Source organism: Mycobacterium sp. E3251 (genome assembly GCF_001666835.1).
Taxonomy (GTDB): domain Bacteria; phylum Actinomycetota; class Actinomycetes; order Mycobacteriales; family Mycobacteriaceae; genus Mycobacterium.
The window spans coordinates 1-21902 of the sequence record NZ_LZJF01000151.1; the positions used below are offsets into that span (position 1 = coordinate 1).

Below are 21902 nucleotides of genomic sequence, written 5' to 3' on the forward strand. Positions count from 1 at the left end.
TGGATTCGTTGACGAGCGTCGAAACGGTCGGGCCACGTACCACCACGCTGTACACGAACGGCGGGCCGTGGTCGGCGGTGCTATCGGCGACCACCTTGCGCGCGTCTTCGAGGATTTGCCGTGCCTTGGCGTCCTGCCGCTCGAAATGGTCTTGAGGAATCGGAATCGCCGGCCACGGCGCGACCGCCGGCACGACCGGTGCGATGACGTGCATGAGGGTCAGCGGAACATTGCGTATCGCCGCATCGCGAGCCGCCCAGTCGACCGCCGCCATCGACGAGGCCGATCCGTCGACGCCGACCAAAATGCCACGATGGGTTTCGTGCCCGGACATCCCTACTTCTTTCGTTAGGCGACTAGGAATTAAGCGCCGCGCATCAACTCGCGGGCTGCAGCATCTTGCGAATTTCCATGGGCAGCTGACCCAGCGCCTTGTCGATCTGAGCGACCGGCAGGTGGTGCAAGACGGCCGCGGTAGTGGCCGAGGCGGCTTTGCCCACGTCCTCGAGCGCGATGTTCGCCTCACGCGAGAATCGGACGGCATAGGCCTTGGCGTCGTACTTGTCGGGGACGGCAGTGGGATTCCATGCCTGGTAGAAGACGCCCCTGATCAGATCGGGAAGCTGGGCCGCGAAATGGGCGCTCGCCTCTACCGTGAGTCGGTCACGCAGCGTGTGTAGCCAGGCCCGCAGAACCCGGTAGGCGAACTCGCGATCCTCGGTGTCGAACTCCTTGGCCACATCGTTGACCCACGTGTGTGCGGCATCGATTGCGTGATCGAGCGCTGCCACCTTGGTTTTCGTCGACATGGTCGCCTCCGGCTTGACTCGAGGACCAGTCAACCCCGGCGCGCCAGCAGCGAAGAAGGGGCGATGGACTCCGCGCAGGGGGACTTTCGGCCACTCGTTCCGGCGGTGCCCGCCGGATTACGGCCTACCAAGCGGTTCCATGCCGCCTATCGGGGCAGCACGGCCTCGATCGCGCTGATCACCTCGGGGGCGTCGGGCGGAGTGCGGGGCCGGAATCGCTGAACAACCTCACCGCCGGGTGCGATGAGGAACTTCTCGAAATTCCACTGGATGTCTCCCGCCTCGCCGGCGGAATCGGCGGCTTTGGTCAGCTCGGCGTAGAGCGGGTGCCGGTCGTCGCCGTTGACGTCGGTCTTCGCCAGCAACGGGAACGTTACCCCGTACGTCGTCGAGCAGAACTCCCGGATCTCCTCGGCTGTGCCCGGTTCCTGGCCCATGAACTGGTTGCAGGGGACGCCGACGACCGTCAGGCCGCGGTCGCGGTAGTCCTCGGCCAGATTTTCCAGCGCCGTGTATTGCGGAGTCAGTCCGCATTTCGAGGCGACGTTGACGACGAGCGTTGCGCCGTCGGCCAATTCGGCCAGTGTGGTGGGCCGGCCGTCGAGGGTTGTCAACGGGATGTCTTTGAGGGTCACGCCGACGACGCTAACGCAATGCGGCCCCAACCAGCTAGAGACTGATTGTGCGAACGGCGGTTCGCATAACGACGACCGCCAAGGTAGATTCCTGTGGACTTCTTATTGCATATGTGTACAGGGCCCCTGGAAGGGGAAGGATCGCCGCAGCACTGGGCCGCGGCGCAGAGATGAGGGGCGCTGGTGACAACGTCTTCCCCGGTGCAGATCAATTCCCAGCGCCTCCCGCCGTACCGGTGGATCGCCCTCGCCGTGCTGGTCGTCCTGGCCATCGTCTTCACCCTCGTATACGTGCAGTTCCGCGGTGGGTTCACCCCGAAGACGAAGCTGACCATGGTGGCGTCGCGGGCCGGGCTGGTGATGGATCCGGGATCCAAGGTCACCTACAACGGGGTCGAGATCGGCCGGGTGGGCAACATCTCGGAGACCGTGCGCGACGGCAAGCCGGCCGCCAAATTCACGCTGGAGGTCTATCCGCGGTACCTGTCGCTGATCCCGGCCAACGTGGACGCCGACATCAAGGCGACCACCGTGTTCGGCGGCAAGTACGTCTCGTTGACGACACCGAAAAACCCTTCACCGCAACGGATTGCGCCGCACATGGTGATCGACGCGCGCTCGGTGACCACCGAGATCAACACCCTGTTCCAGACGATCGTGTCCATCAACGAGAAGGTGGATCCGGTCAAGCTGAACCTGACGCTGAGCGCGGCCGCCCAGGCGCTGACCGGGCTGGGCGACAAGTTCGGCCAGTCGGTGGTCAACGCCAACGCGGTCCTCGATGACGTCAATCCGCAGATGCCGCAGGCCCGTCGCGACATTCAGCGGCTCGCCGGGCTGGGCGACACCTACGCCAACGCGGCGCCCGACCTGTTCGATTTCTTGAACAACGCGGTGATCACCTCCCGCACCGTCAACGCGCAGCAGAAGGACCTGGACCAGGCGCTGCTGTCGGCGGCCGGGTTCGGCAACACCGGCGCCGACATCTTCAACAGGGGCGGCCCGTACCTGGCGCGGGGCGCCCAAGACTTGGTGCCGACGGCGCAGCTGTTGGACACCTACAGCCCCGAGATCTATTGCCTGCTGCGCAACGAAAACGATGCGCTGGCCGCCACGGGTGCGGCCGAGGGCGGTTTCAACGGCTACTCGTTGAACATGAACACCGAGGCGCTGTCCGGGCTTGGGCTGCTGGCCAACCCGGTGTCGGCGGTGGCCACGATCGCCAGCCTGGTCGGCGGGCTGGCCGGGGTCGTCGGCGGCGCGCCGAATCCGTACACCTACCCGGAGAACCTGCCGCGGGTGAACGCGCGCGGCGGACCGGGGGGCGCCCCGGGTTGCTGGCAGCCCATCACCCGTCACCTTTGGCCCGCACCCGAATTGGTGATGGACAGCGGCAACAGCATCGCGCCCTACAACCACCTCGACACCGGATCGCCGTACGCGATCGAGTACGTCTGGGGTCGCCAGGTCGGGGATAACACGATCAATCCCTAGGACTGCGCCGCGAAGAATGCAGAATGTGTTCGTGCAGGCGCGCAGGGACCGCTGACGTGCCGGGGTTTGGCTTTCACACCCTGGCGCTGCTGACCGCGATCGGATTGGCCGGTCCGCTGCTGGCGGCACTGCCGCGCCTTCGGATACCGGTGATCATCGGCGAGCTGGTCGCCGGTCTCGTCGTCGGCCGGACCGGTTTGGGCGTCGTCGATGTCACCAACCCGACGTTTCAGCTTCTCGCCAACGTCGGCTTCGCGTTGGTCATGTTCGTCGTGGGCACCCATGTCCCGGTCGGCGCCACGGCACTGCGCGCATCGCTACCGCAGGCGCTGGGGCGGGCGGCGCTGGGTGGCGCCGCCGCGGTGGCGCTCGCGGCTGGGCTGGCGGCCGCCTTCGGCACCGGCCACGCCGCGATGTACGCCGTGCTGATGGCCTCGTCGTCGGCGGCGCTGGCGCTGCCGGTGATCGATTCCCTGCGCTTGCAAGGGCCGCAGGTGATTGCCGTCACGGCGCAGATCGCTATTGCGGATGCCGCCTGTATTGTCTTGCTGCCGTTGGTGATTGACCTCCGACATGCGCCCACCGCCGCGCTCGGCGCGCTGGCCGTGGCCGGGTGCGCGGGGGTGTTTTACGTGCTGCTGCGGGCCTCCGACGCCAAGGGCTGGCGCCGCCGGATGCACGTCTACTCCGAGAATCGGCGGTTCGCACTGGAATTGCGGACCAACCTCATCGTGCTGTTCGCCCTGGCCGCGCTCGCCGTGAGCACGCACGTGTCCGTCATGCTGGCGGGCTTCGCGGTGGGCCTGGTGGTCGCCATGGTCGGCGAACCGCGACGGTTGGCGCGGCAGCTGTTCGGAATCACCGAGGGGTTTTTCAGTCCGCTGTTCTTCGTCTGGCTGGGCGCTTCGCTGCAGGTGCGCGAGCTCGGTGCGCACCCGAAACTCATCCTGCTCGGCGTGGGACTGGGGCTAGGGGCCGTGCTGGCACACAGCGCCGGCAGGCTGCTCGGCCAACCGCTCACCCTGGCGGTGCTCTCGGCCGGGCAGCTCGGCGTGCCGGTGGCCGCGGCCGCCATCGGCACCCAGGAACACCTGCTCGTCGCGGGCGAAGCGTCGGCGTTGATGTTCGGTGCCCTACTGACGATTGCGGCCGCCTCGGTCGCGGGCGCGTTCGCGTCACGGAGCCAGGTGACCAAGGGCCCTTCCGCGGCGGGACCTCCGCATCCTCGAAAGCACGACTGAAGCACCTGCCGCCCGGTTGCGTTCGGCCCTGTGGGCCGCATCACAGGAGTGGTCGAATCGATTCCAAGCTCGATCGAGGAGGCCGTGATGAGGTTTGCAACACGACGGCACCACCTGCGAGCCGTGCCGACCGCAACGATGTACCGCGTCACCGATCGTTTGCACGGCGGGCGCACGGTCCGGGTGCCCGGCAATGAGATCGCCCCCATCGTGGCGGCATGGCTGGCGGACCTGGGCGCCCACAGCCCCCTGGTGGACGAGCTGGCGCGGGCGGCATGCGACGGCGACTGGTCGGTCGCCTACGCCATCGGCGATCAGCTATCCATCGATGTGGCCATCGCGGCGGCCGCGTAGCCGTGCGGATTGGCCCAAAGTCCCTCGGGCTAGAGCCGTCAGGCTCTCGCCGGGGCGGCAGCAATCCGCAATCGTAGACAAGACGTAGCAATACCGAAGGGAACGACCGCCATGAACACTCGATTTCCGGATGCCGGCACGGTCCGGACGGTCTTGAGTCTGGCATCTCGCGCACCCTCGGTGCACAACAGCCAGCCCTGGCGGTGGCGGGTGGACGCGACAAGCCTGCACCTCTACTCCGACGACAGCCGGCAACTGCCCAACACCGACCCGGACGGCCGCGACCTCATGTTGAGTTGCGGTGCGGCCCTGCACCACTGCGTCGTCGCGCTCGCGGCGGTCGGCTGGCTCTCCAAGGTGACCCGGCTGCCGAATCCGGCCGACCCAAGCCACCTTGCGGCAATCGAGCTTTCGCGACACCGCGCCGATTCGGTCGACATCGCACTGGCCGCGGCGATACCGCGGCGGCGAACCGACCGGCGCTATTACAGCTCCTGGCCGGTGCCGGTGGGCGATGTCGCCCTGATGGCGGCGCGGGCGGCTCGAAGCGGGGTAACGCTGTGCCAGGTCGAAGACCTCGACAATCTGCGGAAAATCGTCGCTCAATCCGTCCGGGACCACATGAACCAGGACTATCTCGCCGAGCTCACCGAGTGGAGTGGCCGCTACGCGTCCGTGGCCGGTGTTCCCGCCCGCAACACTCCGGCACCGGATATCGCGGCCAAGATTCCGGGCCGGGTCTTCGCCGGCCCGGTGCTGCCCATGCCGCCGGACTCGTCGTCGGAGGACGACAACGCCGTCGTCCTCGCGCTGGGCACCCGCAACGACGACCGCTTGGCCCAGCTACGCGCCGGTGAGGCGACCAGCGTCGTGCTGCTCACCGCGACGTCACTGGGGCTGGCCAGTTGCCCGGTCACCGAACCGCTGGAGACGGCCGGAACGCGCGCGGCGGTCCAGTCCGACATCTTCGGGGACAGCAATCATCCCCAGATGCTGCTCCGGGTGGGTTGGGCGCCCATCAACGCGGACCCGTTGCCGGCGACCCCGCGGCGCGAGCTCTCCGACTTCGTCGAGTGGATGAACGATCACCAGCACCAGGTCGCCCTCTGAACCGGCGAATCCACCGAAACGGTTGCGGCGCAGAGGACATCATGGAGACGTTCACCTTCGACCCAAGCCGCTGGCGTTTCGCCCGCGTTTTCGGCCGTAACCCGTTGCTGCGCCGCGCCGACCGCATCGAATCACTGGTCTTGCTGGTCGCGCTTGTCGCGTCCCTGATCGCCGTCCCGGTCGCCGGTGTGTTCGGCGCGGTGACCTACGGCGCGCGGGATCGGGTCTACACCCAGGAGGCGCACGAGCGGCACCGCGCGACGGCGACGATCGTCGATGCCCTGGCGGAGGATCTGGGTGTCGTTGTCGTGCAGGCGAAGTGGCCGGGGCCGAACGGGGAGCGCAACGGGCCGCTGGTGGTCACCGAGCACGCCAAGGTGGGCGGAACCATCGAGATGTGGGTGGACGGGGAGGGCAACCCGGTGGATCCGCCCACCCCGACTTGGCTCGCGGTGGGCGAGGCGGTCGGCGTGGCGGTGGTGACAGCGCTGGCGGTGACGATGACGATGGCGGCACTTGTGGCGGTCGTCCGGTCGCGGCTGGACCGCGCCCGTGACGCCCTCTGGGAACGCGACATCAAGTTCCTCGCGGAGGCCCCGTAACCGATGACACCGCTGCCAACCCCTATACAGCACAATCGAACCGACGGATGATGGGTCGATGAGCGGAAACGGCGAGAACTCTGGTGCCGCATCGTTTGACACCGCCGGACTGCACCTTCTTGTCGAGGTCCTGATCGAGCGCGGATACCGCGTCATCGGTCCGACGTTGCGGGACAACGCGATCGTGCTGGATCAACTGGAGTCCGCCGCCGACCTGCCGCGGGGGTGGGGCGTCGACGTGGCGCCCGGGCAGTATCGGGTGCGCAGGCGCGACGACGACGCCGCGTTCGGGCACTCGTCCGGGCCGCAGTCATGGAAGCAGTTCTTGCACCCGCCACGGCGCCGGCTGTGGTCCGGCACCCGCGACGGTTTCAGCGACACCGAATCGGACGAGCAGGTCCCGAGGTATGCCTTCCTCGGAGTGCGCGGCTGCGACTTGGCCGCGATAGCTACGCTCGACCGGGTCCTTGGCCGTGGCCAGTTTCCCGACAAATCCTTCGTCCGCCGACATCGGCAGATTTTCGTGGTGGCGGTCAATTGCACAGAGCCGGGCGGGCTGTGCTTCTGCGCCTCGATGGGCACCGGCCCCGCGGCCGGACCAGGGTACGACCTGGCCCTGACCGAGCGACTCGACGGCGACGGCGTGACCTACCTGGTCGAGGTGGGGACCCCGGAGGGCGCCGACGTGCTCGCGGCCGTTCCACACCGGGCCGCCGACGATGCGGAGATCGATTCCGCACACGCGGCGGTGCAGGCTGCCTCGCATCGAATGGGTCGCCAGATGCCGGACACCGACCTGCGCGACCTGTTGGTTCGTTCGCGCGAGTCGCCGCAGTGGGACGAGGTCGCCAGCCGATGCCTGACCTGTGGCAACTGCACCATGGTGTGCCCGACCTGCTTCTGTACCAGCACCGAGGACGTCAGCGATTTGACCGGCGAGCATGCGGAGCGCTGGCAGAACTGGGCGTCGTGCTTCGAGCCCGATTTCACCTACATCCACGGCGGCGGCAGCGTCCGCCAGTCCGGCTCCTCGCGATACCGGCACTGGCTGACCCACAAACTCGGCACCTGGCACGACCAGTTCGACATGTCGGGGTGCGTCGGCTGCGGGCGGTGCATTGCCTGGTGCCCCACCGGGATCGACATCACCGAGGAAATGAACAAGATGGCCCACGATGACTGACGCTGCGGGCGCCGCGGTGATGGCGCCGAACCCGTACCGGGTGCGCAGTCGCGTCGTCGAAAGCCCCGACTCGGCAACGCTGTGCCTCGAACCGCTCGGGGAAGTGCTGCGCGCGCCGCAACCCGGAGAGTTCATGATGCTCTACGCATTCGGCGTGGGCGAAGCCGCGATCTCGATCAGCGGCGATCCCACCGTCACCGACGGCTCGATCACGCATACGGTGCGAGCGGTCGGCGCGGTGAGCCGCGCCCTGCACGACGCGCAGCCGGGGAGCATCATCGGTGTCCGTGGCCCCTTCGGCACGACGTGGGGGCTAGCGGAAGCCGTCGGGCGGGATTTGGTCATGGTCGCCGGGGGTGTGGGCCTGTGCCCGTTGCGCCCGGCGATACTGGGCGCGCTGGCCGACCGGGCACGCTACGGCAACGTGACGCTGATCGTGGGCGCCCGGACGCAGGCCGACTTCGTCTTCGCCGCTCAGCTCGAGCAGTGGTCGCACGACCCGCAGATCGAATTGCATTTGGTCGTCGACGCCCAGACACCGGGGTGGCACGGCGACGTCGGCCTGGTCACCGAACCGCTGGGGCGGCTGGTCCTCGAGCCCGATCGCACCAGCGCATTCCTGTGCGGGCCCGAGCCGATGTTGCGGTTCGGCGCGGAGGCCCTGCTCGCGAAAGGCGTTGCGGCAAAGAATATCCGAGTCTCGCTGGAGCGGAACATGCAATGCGGGGTCGGCATGTGCGGGCACTGTCAGCTGGGGCCGCTGCTGCTGTGCCGCGACGGCCCCGTGGTGGGCTACGACGTCGCCGGCCCCCTGCTACGGGTGAAGGAGCTCTGATGACCCGACCCACCCTGGCCGTGTGGAAGTTCGCCTCGTGCGACGGATGTCAACTGACCCTGCTGGATTGCGAGGACGAGCTGCTCACTCTCGCCGACCAGGTGCAGATCGCCAACTTCGCCGAGGCCTCCAGCGCGACCGTCGCCGGCCCCTACGACGTCTCGCTGGTCGAGGGCTCGATCACCACGCGGCGTGATGAGCAACGCATCCAAGAGATTCGGCAGCAGTCGAAGGTGCTGGTCACTATCGGGGCGTGCGCGACCGCCGGGGGAGTACAGGCGCTGCGCAACTTTGCCGATGTCGCCGAGTTCGCCTCCGTCGTCTATGCCAAGCCGGAATACGTTGACACGCTGGCCACGTCGACGCCGGCTTCGGCACACGTCAAGGTGGATTACCAGTTGCCGGGCTGCCCGATCGACCGCGGCCAGCTGCTCGACACACTCGCGGCCCTGCTGATCGGGCGAAAGCCGCGGCTGCCGGCCAAGACGGTGTGCACCGAATGCAAACTGCGCGGGACCACGTGTGTCGTTGTCGCCGATGGGATTCCGTGTCTAGGTCCGGTAACGCACGCCGGTTGCGGCGCGCTGTGTCCCAGCCATCACCGCGGTTGCTACGGCTGCTTCGGCCCGTCGGCGGTGCCGCAGACCGCGACGCTGATCCCGCTGCTGCGCCGCGACGGGATGTCCGACGGCGACGTCGACCGGGTGTTCTCCACGTTCAACGTCGCCACGTTCGCCGCCGAACGGAGCAAGCAGTGAATTCGTCCGAGCGCACCCTGAGCGTCGGCGCGTTGACCCGGGTGGAAGGCGAAGGCGCGCTCCACATCACGCTGCAGGACGGCGCGCTGCACAGCGTGCAGCTCAACATCTATGAGCCGCCGCGCTTCTTCGAAGCGTTCCTGCGCGGCCGCGCCCACACCGAGCCGCCCGACCTCACGGCACGCGTCTGCGGGATCTGCCCGGTCGCCTACCAGGTCAGCGCCTGCAATGCGATCGAAGACGTCTGCGGGGTTCGGGTGGACGACGAACTCGTCGCGCTGCGGCGCCTGCTGTACTGCGGTGAATGGATCAACAGCCACGCCCTGCACATCTACTTGTTGCACGCGCCGGACTTCCTCGGCTACCCCGACATCGTCGGCATGGCCCGCGACCATCGCGAGATCGTCGAGCGGGGGCTGGCGCTGAAGAAGGCGGGCAACCGGCTGATGGAGTTCGTTGGCGGCCGCGCAATCCATCCCGTCAACGTGCGGCTGGGCGGATTCTATTACGTTCCAACACGATTGGAATTCAAGCCGATCGAAGAGCAGCTGCGTCGCGCGCTGGATGACGCGGTGGCGACGGTCGAGTGGGTGTCCGGCTTCGAGTTTCCCGACCTCGAGCTCGACCACGAATTCCTGGCTCTCACGGCGCCGGGTGAGTACCCGATCGAAAACGGGGTCATCGCCCGCAGCGCCGGTCCCACCTTTGAAGTGGCCGACTTCACCGACCACGTCGCCGAAGCGCAACTGCCCCACTCGACCGCCCTGCACGCGACGCTCGACGGAGGTCGCCACCTGACCGGCCCGCTGGCCCGATACTCGCTGAACGCACCGGCGCTCTCGCCGATCGCCGCTCAGGCGGCCACCCGGGCCGGATTATCGGGCGAATGCCGAAACCCCTTCCGCAGCATCGTCGTCCGCGCGGTCGAAGTGGTCTACGCGATCGAAGAGGCACTGCGCATCATCGATGAGTACCAGCGCCCGTCGCGTCCGTTCGTGCCCGTCCCGGCTCGTGCCGGCGTTGGCCACGGTGTCAGCGAGGCGCCCCGCGGCCTGTTGTATCACCGATACCGGATCGACGAGGCGGGCCTGGTGTCGGCCGCGACCATCATCCCGCCGACCTCGCAGAACCAGGGCGCCATCGAAGCCGACCTGGCTCGCCTGGTTTCGGACAACCTCTCCCTGGACGACGGCGCGCTGACCGAGCTGTGTGAACAGCTGATCCGCAGCTACGACCCGTGCATTTCCTGCTCGGCGCACTTCCTGACGCTGACTGTGCAGCGACGATGACCGCCGATGCCGGCAGGGTTGCCGTGATCGGGCTCGGCAATTGCTACCGGCGCGACGACGGCGTCGGGGTCGCCGCTGCGATCGCAATGGAACGCCTCGCCTGGCCCAATGTCGTTGTGCGTACCGACATTGCGGAGCCGGCGGGAGTTCTCGACGCATGGAGCGGGGCGGAGCTGGCCGTGGTCATCGACGCGGCGATCGTCACCCCGGCAACCCCGGGCCGCGTCCATCGCTACCGGCTGGACGAGGTGCCCACCCAAGCCGAAGGGTTGAGCTCGCACAGCATCGATATCGGCCGCACCCATGCGCTGGCTCGAGAGCTCGGGCGGGTGCCCGACGCCGTGGTGGTCTTCGCGGTCGAGGTGGGGGACACCGGCAATGGGGAGGGGCTGAGCCCGATGGTCGCACGAGCCGTGCCGGTGGTGGTCGGCATGGTGGCCGCGGAGATCAATCGCTTTCGGTCAGCGAAGCGATCGCGGCACGCAGGCCCTCCGTGATCTCTGCGGCGATCGAGATGAGGGCCGGCTCACCGGTCACCTCGACCAGGAGCACCGGATCCATCGCCTCGACGATCACCGAGCCCGGGTCACCCGGGTCGGCGCGCACGAGCACGTTGCAGGGCAGCAGCAGCCCGATCTCTCGATCGACGTTGATAGCTCGATACGTCACGGCCGGGTCGCAGGCGCCGAAGATCAGGTAATCCTCCATCTCCACGCCGAGCTGAGCCTGTACCCGCGCTTTGACGTCCACTTCGGTCAGTACGCCGAAACCCTGCCGTGCCAAAGCTTCTCGAGTGCGGTCCGCGGCGTCGTCGAACCGCGCCGTCAGCCTGGTGGATAATCTCGCACTCACCGATGGGCCATCCGTCAGGAGATCAGTCCGGTTCCCCGTACCGCGGCTGGAAGGTCTATGTGCTTGCCGCAGTTCGGGCAGAACTGCTCGCTGGGGTGGTGCTCGGCCCCGCAATGTGCGCAGAAATGCGGTTCGACCGCCCCCGATTCATGCTTGGGCATCAGACGAAGCGGTTGCACGTCGGGCGCCGTGTGGGCGCGATGACGGGGCCGCAGCCCCAGGAAGGTCAGGACGGCGCCGAGGCCGAGCACCGAGACGACACTGATAACGGTGTACCACAACAGAGTTCGCCCGCTGAGGGCGGCGGAGTCCCCATACTGCTGGCGCAGATTGACCGCGTTCGTCTTGAGATCGTCCAGACCGGGGTAGCCGGGTGACATCGCGAGGGTCTGGCCGAACTCGTCGATCGCATCGGTGTAGCGGCCCGCGTAGAAGTCGGTCAATCCTTTGCGGTAGATCCGGTCAGCGGGGCCAAGCGCCGGCTGGACGCCTTTGCCGGCCAATATCGCGGCGACGCCGTCCACCGGCGTGATGAAATTGAACGGCTGGGTTTCGTTGACTGGGGCGAAGCTGTTGACGCCGAGCACCTTTCCGTTCAGCCCGACCGTCGGGCCGCCGCTCATGCCGTCGGTCATCGCGGCGTCGATCTCGTACTCGGGGTTGGGTCCCGCGAGAGACTTCTTGCTGACCTTGCCGCTCTTGTAGGTGGGGTCGAGCGAAGGGCCGGTGATGTTCTGGGTGCTCTCGGGGAAGCCCACCGCGAGGACGGGCGTCCCGATGGTGACGTCGGCATCAGTCGCGAGTTCCGACGACGGTAGGTTGCGCTTGGGAATCTTGAGGAGCGCGGCGTCGCCCTTGCCCATGGGCCGGAAATCGGCGACGTTGGCGGTCAGCTTATCCGCGAGTTTCGTTCCCGTGCCCGAAATCAGCGTGATGCTCACGTGGGGGCCCTGGCCGGATGTGTCGCCTTCCACCCTCGCGTTCTTCTGCAGCCATTCCAATGTGACCGCCGGATCACTCGACTCGGGCGCATCCGGATGTTCGGTCTGGTATTCGATCGCGGCCCGTTTGAGTATCAGGACGGTGGCGCTCGCCGGGTCGACGCAGTGGCCCGCCGTCGCAACCCAACCGTCGGGGTTGACGACGAATGCCGTGCAGTGCCAGGTGGCCAGGAACGGCATGCTGGAGCCCCGCCCGAATTGGGACAACACCTCACCGTCGGGCAGCCGGACCAGGCCGTAACCCTCACCGGAGAGATACATGATGGACGGCCGGATCAGAGCCGCGGCCCGCTCCTCGGGCTTGGCTTGCGGACGCCCGCTGTCGGCGGCCGCCATGCCCGCCGGCCCCACCAACAGCATGAGGGCGGCCGCCGGCAACGCCAGCGCCCTCGCGATTCCCGTCACGGACGGGGCCGCCGCAGCAGGGCTGCGGCCCAATGGGTGGGGCGGAAGGATGACGGATGACGGCGCATCGCCTCGACGCGCTCGGCCGCCTGCCGTTGCCGAGAAATCCAGGCCGGATGCGACTCGAGGGCGATTATCTTCGCACCGGCATCCGTCGCGGGAACTGTCACAGTCACAACCCCTATTCGACCGGTTCCCCGGGCGAGAGGATAGGGACCGAAGTCCCGACCGCGAAGGACCTCCGTTCGTCGGCCGATTTCGGCCTCCACCAGGGCCGATCCACAGAAGTGACCAAGGCCCTCACGGCGCTGTGCCTTTGCGCCCTTACCGGGCCGTCAGTCCAAGCGAAGCATGGAGTCGTCTGAGCCACATTCGCAAAGGAGTTGGCCATGAGGTCGCTGATCGTGTGCGCTTCGAGGTCACATGGCAACACCCGCCTGGTGGCCGATCGGATGGCCGAGGTGCTGGGTGCCGAGGTCGTCACCCCCGAATCGGTCGACCCGGGGACCGTTCACGACTACGACCTCGTCGGGTTCGGTTCCGGCATCTACTACATGATGGTGGACGCGAGGCTGCGCAAATTGATCCGTCAGCTCCCGGCGGCCGACCACCCGACCGCGGCCTTCACGTTCTTCACCAGCGGCGCACGCGAGGTTCCGCTGCTGGGTTACCACAAACCCGTTCGGGAGAAGCTCGAGCAAAAGGGGTTCGACGTCATCGGAGCGTTCTCGTGCCGGGGGTTCGACACGGTTGGGCCGTTCGGATTCATCGGCGGAATCAACCGCGGACGGCCGAACGAGCACGACCTCGATCGCGCAGCGGCGTTCGCCGCTCGGATTCACAAGCGGGTCGCCGGCTCTCCGGCCGCCTCGTAACGGTGCGAAGCGGATCGAGGTGATTGTGATGAGCCACATTGCCGCAATTCTGGTGGTCTTGGGAATTGCCGCCGCGGTGTTGCTGGCGGCATCGATCAGGGTGGTGCAGCAGTACCAGCGGGGTGTGCATTTCCGCCTCGGTCGCGTGATCGGCGTTCGCGAACCCGGGTTGCGGATCATCATTCCGATCATCGACCGCCTGTGGCGGATCTCGATGCGGATCGTGACCATGCCCATCCAGTCCCAGGGGATCATCACCCGCGACAACGTGAGCGTCGACATCGCCGCGGTTGCCTACTTCCGGATCGTCGATGCCCGCAAGGCCGTCGTGGTCATCGAAAACGTCCACGCCGCCATCGACCAGATCGCACAGACCACCCTTCGCAATGTCGTCGGGCAACATTCCCTCGACGAGGTGCTTGCCCAGACCGAGAAGATCAACGGCAGCATTCGCCAGATCCTCGACGCCACCACGGTGGACTGGGGCGTGGAGGTCACCTTGGTAGAGCTCAAGGACATTCAGCTCCCCGACAGCATGAAACGCGCGATGGCCCGCGAGGCCGAGGCGGAGCGGGAGAAGCGGGCCAAAATCATTGCGGCCGAAGGGGAAGCCCGCGCCGCCGCTGCCCTCGGCGACGCCTCCGACACCATGATGCGGCACCCGTTGGCCCTGCAGCTGCGCAACCTGCAGACCTTGCTCGAACTGGGCGTGGAGAAGAACACCACCATCGTCTTCCCGGCCCCGCTGATGACCGCGATCGGAGAACTCACCGCATTCCTGGCGCGTGAGACCGACGCGTCCAAGGACAAGCCCGAGGAGAAGCTGGTGCGGGCGGCAGCACTGCAATGAGGGGAGGCATTGCGTGATCGGGCAGAATTTCGACCACCGGCACAATGCCCTCAACCTGTGGCGGCTGGTCCTGGCCGTCGAGGTGATCCTCTGGCATTCGTTCGCAGTGACCGGCCATAGTGTTTCGTCACCGGTCACGCAACGTCTCTTGTTCTCCCTGGGCGTGGATGGCTTTTTCGCGGTGTCGGGGTTTTTGGTCACCGCGAGCTGGCTGAACAACCCGCAGCCAAGGCAGTACCTGCGGGCTCGAGCGCTGCGCATCCTGCCAGGCTTCTACACCTGTTTGGTCGTCACCGCTTTCGTCATAGCGCCGGTCGGCGTCGCACTTCAAGGTGGTTCTGCGATCAGCCTTTTGGACTCCAGTGGACCGTTGAAGTTCGTTCTGTTCAACAGCGCCATCGCGCACCTCAAACTCGACGTGGGCGGCACACCGCAGGGCGTTCCGCATCCCCGCACGTGGAATGCGTCGCTGTGGACCCTGGTGTTCGAGGTGATGTGTTACCTGGCGGTGCTCGCCATCGGCGTCGCCGGTCTGGCACGGTATCGCTGGATATCTTCGGCTCTGTTGGCCACCGGTGTCGTAGTGGCACTCGTGTTGCCGCCCATGGCCGACCCGTGGTCGTGGACCATCCCGCAATGCGTCGCGCGATTTACGATCATGTTCGCCGCCGGCGCGGTGCTCTACCAACTCAAGGACGTGATACCGGCTCGGTGGTCTTGGGTCGCGGTAAGTTTCGCGATGGTCGCGGTCTGCGGTCTGCTGCTGCCCGACTATCGGATCGTCGGTGCCTTGCCCCTGGCCTACGGAATCATCGTGTCCGGCATACTGTTGCGAAAGTTTTATCTACACAACGATTTGTCGTACGGCGTGTACATCTACGCGTGGCCGACCCAGCAGATCCTCGTCATCTCCGGGCTCGGACACATCACCCCGCTCATCTTTGCGGTGGTGGCGACCGCGGCCACATTGCCGCTGGCCGCGGCCAGCTGGTTCGTCGTCGAGAAACCGGCACTGCGGCTGAAGGCAGTCAAAGTGCCCCAAAACGTGTGAAACGTGAACACCCCGATGACCTTTGGCCCTGTCCCGCAGCCGGTTTCGTGATGTAAGTCTTGAGCCATGCGCCACAGGGCAGAATCGCCACAGGACATCGACGTGCAGGTCTCCATGCGGGACGAGCTTCCCGCTGCGGCCGAGTACGCGCAGACCAAGGTCGGTGAGCTCACGCGGTACGCAAGCCGGCCCGTGCGGCATGCCCGCGTAAGACTGTCCAGACATCGGGACCCGGCGGTGCAGCGGCCCGTCGTCGCGCAAGCCAACCTCGACATCGATGGCCGACCGGTCCGCGCCCAGGTCCAGGCCGACACGGCGCGGGAAGCGGTCGATCTTCTGGTGGCGCGATTGCGCCGCCGCCTGCAACGCGCCGCCGAGCGCTGGGAGGCGCGCCGCGGTGAGCTGCCGCCGGTGGGTCCCCACGAATGGCGGCATGAGTCCGAGCCGGCGCACCGGCCCAACTACTTTCCTCGTCCGGCCGACCAGCGCCGCGTCATCCGACGGAAGTCGTTCACGATGGCGCCCTGCACCGTCGACGACGCCGCCCGCGAAATGGACCTGCTCGACTACGACTTTCATCTGTTCACGGAGAAGGGCACGGGCACCGCAAGCGTGCTGTATCACGCCGGACCGACGGGCTTCCGCCTCGCGCTGGCCGCACCGGCTCTGGCCGACCGGGTGAGCCCGCATGCGCTACCGGTGACCATCAGCCGACAACCGCTGCCATGCCTCACCGAAGAGGGAGCCGCCGACCGGCTGGCCATGCTCAACCTGCCGTTCCTGTTCTTCATCCACGCCGCCTACGGCTGCGCCAGCGTGCTATACCACCGCTACGACGGCCATTACGGCTTGATCACCCCGGCCGGCTAGGGACCCTTCGGCGGTGCGCAGGGCATATCGGCGCACCACCAAGGACCAAGGACCCTCGCAGGCGTCGGGGCGCTCCGCGCAGACTGGCGCCATGGCGAACATGACAAGGCGGATCGCCCAGACCACCGTATTGCTCACCGTGCTCTACTGCGCGCGCAGGTACTACCGCAACTGGGGCGCAACCAAGGCGGAGTCGCAGATGCGTGTCCCGGGTGACGCCTTGGTCAGCGATCCGGCGGTTCAGACGACGGAGGCGGTTGACATCGACGCGACCGCGTCGGTGGTCTGGTCCCGGCTCCTGCAGATGGGCCGGGACAGAAACGAAAGCCTCGGCTTCGAGGGTTTGGAAAGTCCTGCGGCGCAAGATGCTAACGGGGGGCTGCGGGTGGGGGATGCGGTCCGCCTGGCTCCCGAGGGCTGGTTGCCCGACGGGTTGACGCTACGCGTCACGGAGATAGTCCCCGAAAAATACGTCGTCCTCAATGCCATGCGATCCGAGCCGCGCTGGAACGTTGTGTTGTCCTTTCATCTCCAGCCGCACTGGGAGGACCGCGTCCGGCTGCTGGCACGCGCTCGGATAGCCCTGCGCTACCCGGGCGAAGTGTTCGCGATGGAACTGGCCAGGCCGTTGATAGCGCTGGGGACACGTGCGCTGATGCTGGCGGTCAAGCGCCGCGCGGAGCGGCCCGCCGACGCGGCGCCGATCCGTTCGTCGGTCGAAACAATCTGACAGTAAAGGCCGGATGATGAAACCAATCCTGGTGGGAATTGACGGTTCGGCGGCCGCGATCACGGCCGCGCTATGGGGTATCGACGAGGCGATCACCCGCGGCGCGCCACTGCGTCTCGTCTCCGTCATCAAGCCGGCGCACGATTCCGCGGAAGACTACGAGCGCGACTTCGCACACGCCGAGACATCGCTCCATGCCGCACGGTTGGCCGTGGAGGCCACCGGCAAGGCGGTCGCGATCGAAACCGACGTGCCGCGGGGCCCGGCCGGCGCGGTCCTGCTGGAGGCATCCTGGGACGCCGAGATGATCTGCGTCGGTTGCGTCGGCATCGGACGCTACGCGCGCTCCATCGTGGGTTCGACCGCGACGGAGCTCGCCGAGAAGGCGCGTTGCCCGGTCGCGGTCTTGCGGACCGAATCCGACCGGCCGGCGCCCGACATCAACTGGATCGTGGTCCGGATGACGGACGTACCGGGCAACGACACCGTCGTGAATTTCGCTGCTGCGGAGGCGAAGTTACGCAGGGCTCCGCTGCTGGTGCTCGGCGGCCGGCCCGAGGAGCTCACCGAGCACGCCGACGGCGAATTCGAGCGCCGGGTGGCCGAATGGCGGCAGCACTATCCCGAGGTGCGGGTCTACCCGATCACCACGAAGCACGCCATCGCCAGCTACCTGAGCGCCAACGACGAGAGGGTTCAGCTCGCCGTGATCGGCGCCGACGAGGCCGGTCAGCTCGCGCGCCTGGTCGGGCCCCAAGGGCATCCCCTCTTCCGCCACCCCGAATGCTCCGTGCTCGTCGTGCGCTAGTGGCCCCGTGAAGATCACTCCCAGAAGCCGCGCGACCAGCGTCGCGCGGGGTGGGGAGCGGGTGCTGCTGGGTGCCGATGTCCCTGCGGCGCGTCGCATCAGCGTGCTGATGCTGCTGTGCGTCCTGGTTTGGCTGGTAGTGCTGATGGCGCGAGAGTATCTCGGCTACGAACGAGTCGCCCCCGGCCGGTTCGGCTGGTCGGTGGCGCTCCTGGGCGCGGCCGCCTTGATCGCTCGCGGCATCTTTCTCGGCCGTCCGGTGACCTCCGCACACGCGATGTACGCGGTCGCCGCGGTGGGCGCCGGGCTGGGCGCGCATTTCCTGTCCTGGGCCCTGCTGGGCAACGTTCTGATCGCCGGCAGCGGGCTCGCGCTGATGTCACCCACCACGGCCCGACCGCAGCCGGAGCTGCTGGGCCGGGTGTGGGCGCTGGTCAACGCGACGCGGGGGGATCCGCTGGCGCCGTTCGCCATGCACTCCAGCAAGAGTTATCACTTCAACCCCGACGGCACCGCGGCGATCGCCTACCGTGCCCGGCTTGGGTTCGCCGTGGTCAGCGGCGACCCGATCGGCGACGCGACGCAATTCGACGCTCTGGTAGCCGATTTCGTCCGCATGTGCCGCGGCCGGGGATGGCAGATCATCGTCTTGGCCGCAGGCGAACGCCACCTTCGGTTGTGGCGCAGGGACACGGTGGGGCAGCCGATGCTGTCGGTGCCGATCGGCCGCGACGTGGTCGTCGACATCCGCCACTTCACCCTGCGGGGCCGCCGCTTTCGCAACCTGCGCCAAGCGGTGCAGCGGACGCACAACTGCGGTGTAACCACCGAGATCGTCGACGAACAAAAGCTCAGCGGCGCAACGCTGGCCGAGCTGACCGAGGTGTTGTACGCCGCCCACCGCGCGGCGCGCACCGATCGCGGCTTCTGCATGAACCTCGACGGCGCGTTGCAAGGCCGCTTTCCCGGTGTGCGGTTGGCCATCGCGCGGGACGGGCGCGGCCGGGCCGTCGCGTTTCACCGATACCTGAGCGCCGGCGGGGGATCGGAAGTCAGCCTCGACGTGCCGTTCCGCCGCCCGGACGCCCCCAACGGCGTCGACGAGCGGCTCAGCGTCGACATGATCGCTCACGCGGGTGCCACCGGCGGACAGCGCCTTTCGCTCGCATTCGCGGCGTTCCCGGAGATCTTCGAGGCCGCCCAACCGGGGCCGCTGCAGCGGATCGCGCTGCGGCTGATCCACTTGCTGGACCCGCTGATCCGACTCGAGTCCCTGTACCGCTACCTCCGCAAGTTCCACGCGCTGTCCGAGCGGCGCTACGTGGTGTTGTGCGCCCACCACATTCCGGCCGCACTGCTGGTCTTGCTGTCGCTGGAATTCGTTCCGCGCCCGCGCCGCATGAGACGGGGCTAGCGGCGGGGATCACTCCACCGGCACACCGAAACGGAACCGGCGCCCCGTGACCGACTCGGGAACGATCCGCACGAAGTGTGACTTCTCCGTGGCCGTCCAGGGCAGTACCTGCGCGCGCTCGGCTTCCCTGATTTCCTCGTTGCTGCGGCAGGAGCGCGCGGTGCCCTTGATGATCACGCTCCAGCCCTCGGCGACGTTGTGGTCGTCGACCTCGAACAGCACCCGGTTGTTGATCGCCGTGCTGACCAACTTGGTGCCCTCCGCGGTACGAAACAGCACCGTATTTCGCTGCACGACGTAATTGACCGGGAAGATCTCGGGCTGGTTACCAACGCTGGTCACCAAGCGCCCCAGCGTCACACCGGCCAGCAGTTCCCAGCATTCGTTCACCGACAGGATCGAAACCCCATTATCGATCAGCGACATCAGTTGTCCTCTTCGTCGACGGCACTACACTCTCGATGGTATTGCCGGCGCCGGACGCCAGCGCCGGCCGAAAGTCCCGCAGGTCCGGGACCAAAGTTCTTTCCCCACTTGCCCATACCGTCGCCCAGCGCACTGGCTAGCGGACCTCGAGGACATCGCCCAGCGGGCGGCGTGGTGTCGCCGCCGGGAGGTGCTCCAGCGGCGGCGCGATCCCCACGCGAATCAACACTTGCGGCTCGCCGCGCAGGCCGATGAGTTCGCGCACGATGTCACGGCTTTCGTCCAGTTCGATCAGATGGGTGAGCGGGCAGGTCGCCATACCGGCGACAGTGCACTCGAGCAGCACGGTCGAGAGCACCTCGCCGCACCGCAGCACGTCCGACCTGGTGTCCCCGGGTGTCGACAACACGAGGATCTTCGCCCAATCGACTTTGACCTCGCCGCGCCGGTCGGCATGGCTCCTGGTCGGAAAGCTGCGGGCCACGTCGACCCGCCAGCTCTCCTTGTCGGAGGCCAGCGCGGTCGGCGGCATCCCCTCGGCCAGTGCGAATGACGAAGTCCACCAGTCGAGTTCGGCGTGATAGTAGGAATCGTCGCGGCGGAGCTCCTCGGTCAGTTGCGAAGCCTCCACCAGGAGTGGTCGCACATCGTCGGGGAGTACGTTCAGGGCGACCTCGGTGTCGTCGAACGTGTCACGCAGTGCGGGTTCGAACAGGTCCCAATAGGTGGGTCGCCCCAAGGGAAGCCGGTCGGTGCGGCGCTGCAGGATCGCTTCGGCGCGGCGGTGCTCGGCCTCGGTGACCTGCGTTCGCGGGCTGAAGGTGACCGAGGCCAGCTGGTGGGGGTCATCCGGGTCGGGAAACCGGTCGACTATCGGTTCCCAGCCCGCGGCGGTCATGGCGACGCAAAGGTGGTTCAGGATGGCGCCGCAGGACAAGATCACTTGGCGGCCGGAATGGTCGGTGGCCGCTATCGCCCGCTGCCGGTCGACGAACAGGCGCAGGACGCCGTCCTCGGCCACCCAGCGCCAGGGCTGGCTGTTGTGTACGGACGGGGCGCGGCAGGCGAGCAGCACCGCCCGTTCGAGCACGCCGATGTCCGGCCTCGTGGCTTTCATGCCCACCCCCTGTTAGTGCTCCCCGAAAAGTGGCGTGCGGCTCAGACTTTGGACGCGTTGGTCTCCACGTAGCCGACGACGTCGGCCAGTGTCCGCAACGTCGCGTAGTCCGATTCCGGGATATCGACATGGAATCTCTTGTGGATCCCACGCAGGAAGCTCAGCCAGTCCATGGAATCCAGGTCGACCTGATCGCGGAGCAGGGCGTCGTCGCGAATGTCGTCGGGTTCGACTTCGGGGGCGATGCTGGTCAGCACCGACAGCACGCCGGCGCGGGTGTCTTCATTGGTCATTGCGCATCACTTCTCTAGTAGGTCGGGCTGCTGGAGCAGCTCGTTGATCGCGGCGAGGAACAGCGCGCCCCGGTGACCGTCGCTGGCGCGGTGGTCGGCGGCGAGCGTGGCCTGAACCGTTGTGACGACCCGGATCCCGCCGTCGATCACGCAGACCCGCTCGGCCGGTTGGCCGAAGCCCACGATCGCGACCTGCGGCGGGTAGATGACGCCAAAGACCGAGTCGACGCCCTGGTCACCGAGGTTGGTGAGCGTGATGGTCGGGTCCGACATCTCCGAACTCCGTAGCGAGAAGGACCGTGCCCGCGCCACCAGATCGGTGAGATCGTCCATCAATTCGTCCAGCTTCTTCTCCGGAACGTCGTGGATGGCGGGCGCGACGAGGCCGCCGCCGCGCAGCGATATCCCGACACCGACGTGAACGCCGTTGGCGGGCTCGAACCCGTCCTCCCGCCAGAATCCGTTGAACTCGGTGAACCGCTGGGCGGCGACGCCGACGGCCTTCAGGAGCAAGACGGCCGGCAGCACCCGTTCGTCGATGGATCGCTGCGCATTTCTCGTCGTCAGCCAGGACAGCGCCTTTTCCAACATGATCTCTTCGGCGAGGTAGTAGTGCGGTATCTCCCGCTTGGACCGGCTCATCGCCGCCGCGATCGACTTGCGCATCTGGGTCGCGCGGTCGGCCGCCGTCGGCTTGGTTGCCGGTTGCGCGACCGGCTTGACCTCGACCGGCTTGGCGGCCGCCGCGTGCTCGACGTCGTTGATGGTGACGGCGCCCTGGGGTCCGGTGCCGCTCACCGCGTCGATATCGACGCGCAGCGACTGGGCCAACCGCCGCGCGGCCGGGGACACCCACCGCCGGTGCGCGGGGGCGGCCGGGGGAGCGCTGGTTTCGCCGCC

The 21902-nt window shown here is 67.2% G+C and carries 26 protein-coding genes; 17 read left to right on the forward strand and 9 right to left on the reverse strand.

All coding sequences use genetic code 11. The features are described 5' to 3' along the window. The 3 genes from A5697_RS18415 to A5697_RS18425 all read right to left on the reverse strand — a co-directional run. Positions 1–274 (reverse strand): universal stress protein (locus A5697_RS18415; RefSeq protein ID WP_231972106.1); only part of this gene is annotated, 274 nt, incomplete at its 3' end. 103 nt (positions 275–377) lie between these two features. Next, complete coding sequence (locus A5697_RS18420; protein ID WP_068011623.1) at positions 378–809, reverse strand: DUF2267 domain-containing protein; 432 nt, start codon at positions 807–809, stop codon at positions 378–380. Positions 810–955: 146 nt separating this feature from the next. Next, positions 956–1444: a glutathione peroxidase gene (locus A5697_RS18425; RefSeq protein ID WP_068011624.1), complete on the reverse strand. Its 489-nt coding sequence runs from the start codon at positions 1442–1444 to the stop codon at positions 956–958. 201 nt (positions 1445–1645) lie between these two features. Between A5697_RS18425 and A5697_RS18430 the strand changes: the two genes are divergently transcribed. From A5697_RS18430 to A5697_RS18475, 10 genes are all read left to right on the forward strand, one after another. After that, positions 1646–2938 (forward strand): MCE family protein, encoded by a 1293-nt coding sequence (locus tag A5697_RS18430; protein ID WP_068011625.1) that lies wholly within the window; start codon positions 1646–1648, stop codon positions 2936–2938. A 56-nt stretch (positions 2939–2994) separates the two neighbouring features. Further along, positions 2995–4179, forward strand: a complete 1185-nt coding sequence (locus tag A5697_RS18435; protein WP_231972107.1) for a cation:proton antiporter — start codon at positions 2995–2997, stop codon at positions 4177–4179. Positions 4180–4266: 87 nt separating this feature from the next. After that, complete coding sequence (locus A5697_RS18440; protein WP_067945925.1) at positions 4267–4533, forward strand: hypothetical protein; 267 nt, start codon at positions 4267–4269, stop codon at positions 4531–4533. A 111-nt stretch (positions 4534–4644) separates the two neighbouring features. Continuing rightward, a complete protein-coding gene (locus A5697_RS18445; protein WP_068011627.1) occupies positions 4645–5643 on the forward strand; it encodes a nitroreductase family protein in 999 nt (332 codons plus the stop codon). A 41-nt stretch (positions 5644–5684) separates the two neighbouring features. Continuing rightward, positions 5685–6245 carry a hypothetical protein gene (locus tag A5697_RS18450; protein WP_067945888.1) on the forward strand — a complete coding sequence of 187 codons (561 nt, stop codon included), beginning with the start codon at positions 5685–5687 and terminating at the stop codon, positions 6243–6245. A gap of 58 nt (positions 6246–6303) precedes the next feature. After that, positions 6304–7428, forward strand: coding sequence for a 4Fe-4S dicluster domain-containing protein (locus A5697_RS18455; RefSeq protein ID WP_067945890.1), 1125 nt, complete (start codon positions 6304–6306; stop codon positions 7426–7428). Beyond that, the gene (locus tag A5697_RS18460; RefSeq protein ID WP_068011628.1) at positions 7421–8263 is read left to right on the forward strand and encodes an FAD/NAD(P)-binding protein; all 843 of its coding nucleotides are present in this window, start codon (positions 7421–7423) and stop codon (positions 8261–8263) included. The genes A5697_RS18455 and A5697_RS18460 overlap by 8 nt, the downstream gene beginning before the upstream one ends. After that, positions 8263–9021: an oxidoreductase gene (locus A5697_RS18465; protein WP_067945894.1), complete on the forward strand. Its 759-nt coding sequence runs from the start codon at positions 8263–8265 to the stop codon at positions 9019–9021. Before A5697_RS18460 ends, A5697_RS18465 begins: the two co-directional genes overlap by 1 nt. After that, positions 9018–10310 (forward strand): Ni/Fe hydrogenase subunit alpha, encoded by a 1293-nt coding sequence (locus tag A5697_RS18470; RefSeq protein ID WP_068011629.1) that lies wholly within the window; start codon positions 9018–9020, stop codon positions 10308–10310. Before A5697_RS18465 ends, A5697_RS18470 begins: the two co-directional genes overlap by 4 nt. Then, entirely contained in the window at positions 10307–10807 is a 501-nt protein-coding gene (locus A5697_RS18475; protein WP_067945898.1) for a hydrogenase maturation protease, read from the forward strand. The genes A5697_RS18470 and A5697_RS18475 overlap by 4 nt, the downstream gene beginning before the upstream one ends. On the opposite strand, the gene A5697_RS18480 is transcribed toward A5697_RS18475, so the two are convergent. Further along, a complete protein-coding gene (locus A5697_RS18480; RefSeq protein WP_067945900.1) occupies positions 10758–11162 on the reverse strand; it encodes a DUF302 domain-containing protein in 405 nt (134 codons plus the stop codon). The genes A5697_RS18475 and A5697_RS18480 overlap by 50 nt on opposite strands. Positions 11163–11176: 14 nt before the next feature. Next, on the reverse strand, positions 11177–12568 hold the full coding sequence (locus tag A5697_RS18485; protein WP_231972108.1) for a trypsin-like peptidase domain-containing protein: 1392 nt from the start codon (positions 12566–12568) through the stop codon (positions 11177–11179). A 389-nt stretch (positions 12569–12957) separates the two neighbouring features. On the opposite strand from A5697_RS18485, the gene A5697_RS18490 reads away from it, so the two are divergent. From A5697_RS18490 to A5697_RS18520, 7 genes are all read left to right on the forward strand, one after another. Beyond that, positions 12958–13443, forward strand: coding sequence for a flavodoxin family protein (locus A5697_RS18490; protein WP_067945904.1), 486 nt, complete (start codon positions 12958–12960; stop codon positions 13441–13443). 28 nt (positions 13444–13471) lie between these two features. Beyond that, complete coding sequence (locus A5697_RS18495) at positions 13472–14293, forward strand: slipin family protein (RefSeq protein ID WP_068011634.1); 822 nt, start codon at positions 13472–13474, stop codon at positions 14291–14293. A 13-nt stretch (positions 14294–14306) separates the two neighbouring features. Further along, a complete protein-coding gene (locus A5697_RS18500; RefSeq protein ID WP_068011630.1) occupies positions 14307–15344 on the forward strand; it encodes an acyltransferase in 1038 nt (345 codons plus the stop codon). A 66-nt stretch (positions 15345–15410) separates the two neighbouring features. After that, a complete protein-coding gene (locus tag A5697_RS18505; protein ID WP_068011631.1) occupies positions 15411–16214 on the forward strand; it encodes a sigma 54 modulation/S30EA ribosomal C-terminal domain-containing protein in 804 nt (267 codons plus the stop codon). Positions 16215–16305: 91 nt separating this feature from the next. Next, positions 16306–16944, forward strand: coding sequence for an SRPBCC family protein (locus tag A5697_RS18510; RefSeq protein ID WP_082953474.1), 639 nt, complete (start codon positions 16306–16308; stop codon positions 16942–16944). A 16-nt stretch (positions 16945–16960) separates the two neighbouring features. Then, positions 16961–17752 (forward strand): universal stress protein, encoded by a 792-nt coding sequence (locus A5697_RS18515; RefSeq protein WP_067945931.1) that lies wholly within the window; start codon positions 16961–16963, stop codon positions 17750–17752. Positions 17753–17759: 7 nt separating this feature from the next. After that, positions 17760–19166: a bifunctional lysylphosphatidylglycerol flippase/synthetase MprF gene (locus A5697_RS18520; RefSeq protein ID WP_068011632.1), complete on the forward strand. Its 1407-nt coding sequence runs from the start codon at positions 17760–17762 to the stop codon at positions 19164–19166. Between the two features lie 9 nt (positions 19167–19175). Here the strand turns inward: A5697_RS18520 and A5697_RS18525 are convergent, their stop codons facing one another. The 4 genes from A5697_RS18525 to A5697_RS18540 all read right to left on the reverse strand — a co-directional run. Continuing rightward, complete coding sequence (locus tag A5697_RS18525; RefSeq protein ID WP_068011633.1) at positions 19176–19592, reverse strand: pyridoxamine 5'-phosphate oxidase family protein; 417 nt, start codon at positions 19590–19592, stop codon at positions 19176–19178. A gap of 136 nt (positions 19593–19728) precedes the next feature. Next, positions 19729–20709 carry a nitroreductase family protein gene (locus tag A5697_RS18530; RefSeq protein WP_156673359.1) on the reverse strand — a complete coding sequence of 327 codons (981 nt, stop codon included), beginning with the start codon at positions 20707–20709 and terminating at the stop codon, positions 19729–19731. A 41-nt stretch (positions 20710–20750) separates the two neighbouring features. Further along, the gene (locus tag A5697_RS18535; protein ID WP_067949079.1) at positions 20751–21002 is read right to left on the reverse strand and encodes an acyl carrier protein; all 252 of its coding nucleotides are present in this window, start codon (positions 21000–21002) and stop codon (positions 20751–20753) included. A gap of 6 nt (positions 21003–21008) precedes the next feature. Further along, positions 21009–21902, reverse strand: an 894-nt coding sequence (locus A5697_RS18540) for a dihydrolipoamide acetyltransferase family protein (protein ID WP_068011637.1), incomplete at its 5' end; no start/stop codon positions are given.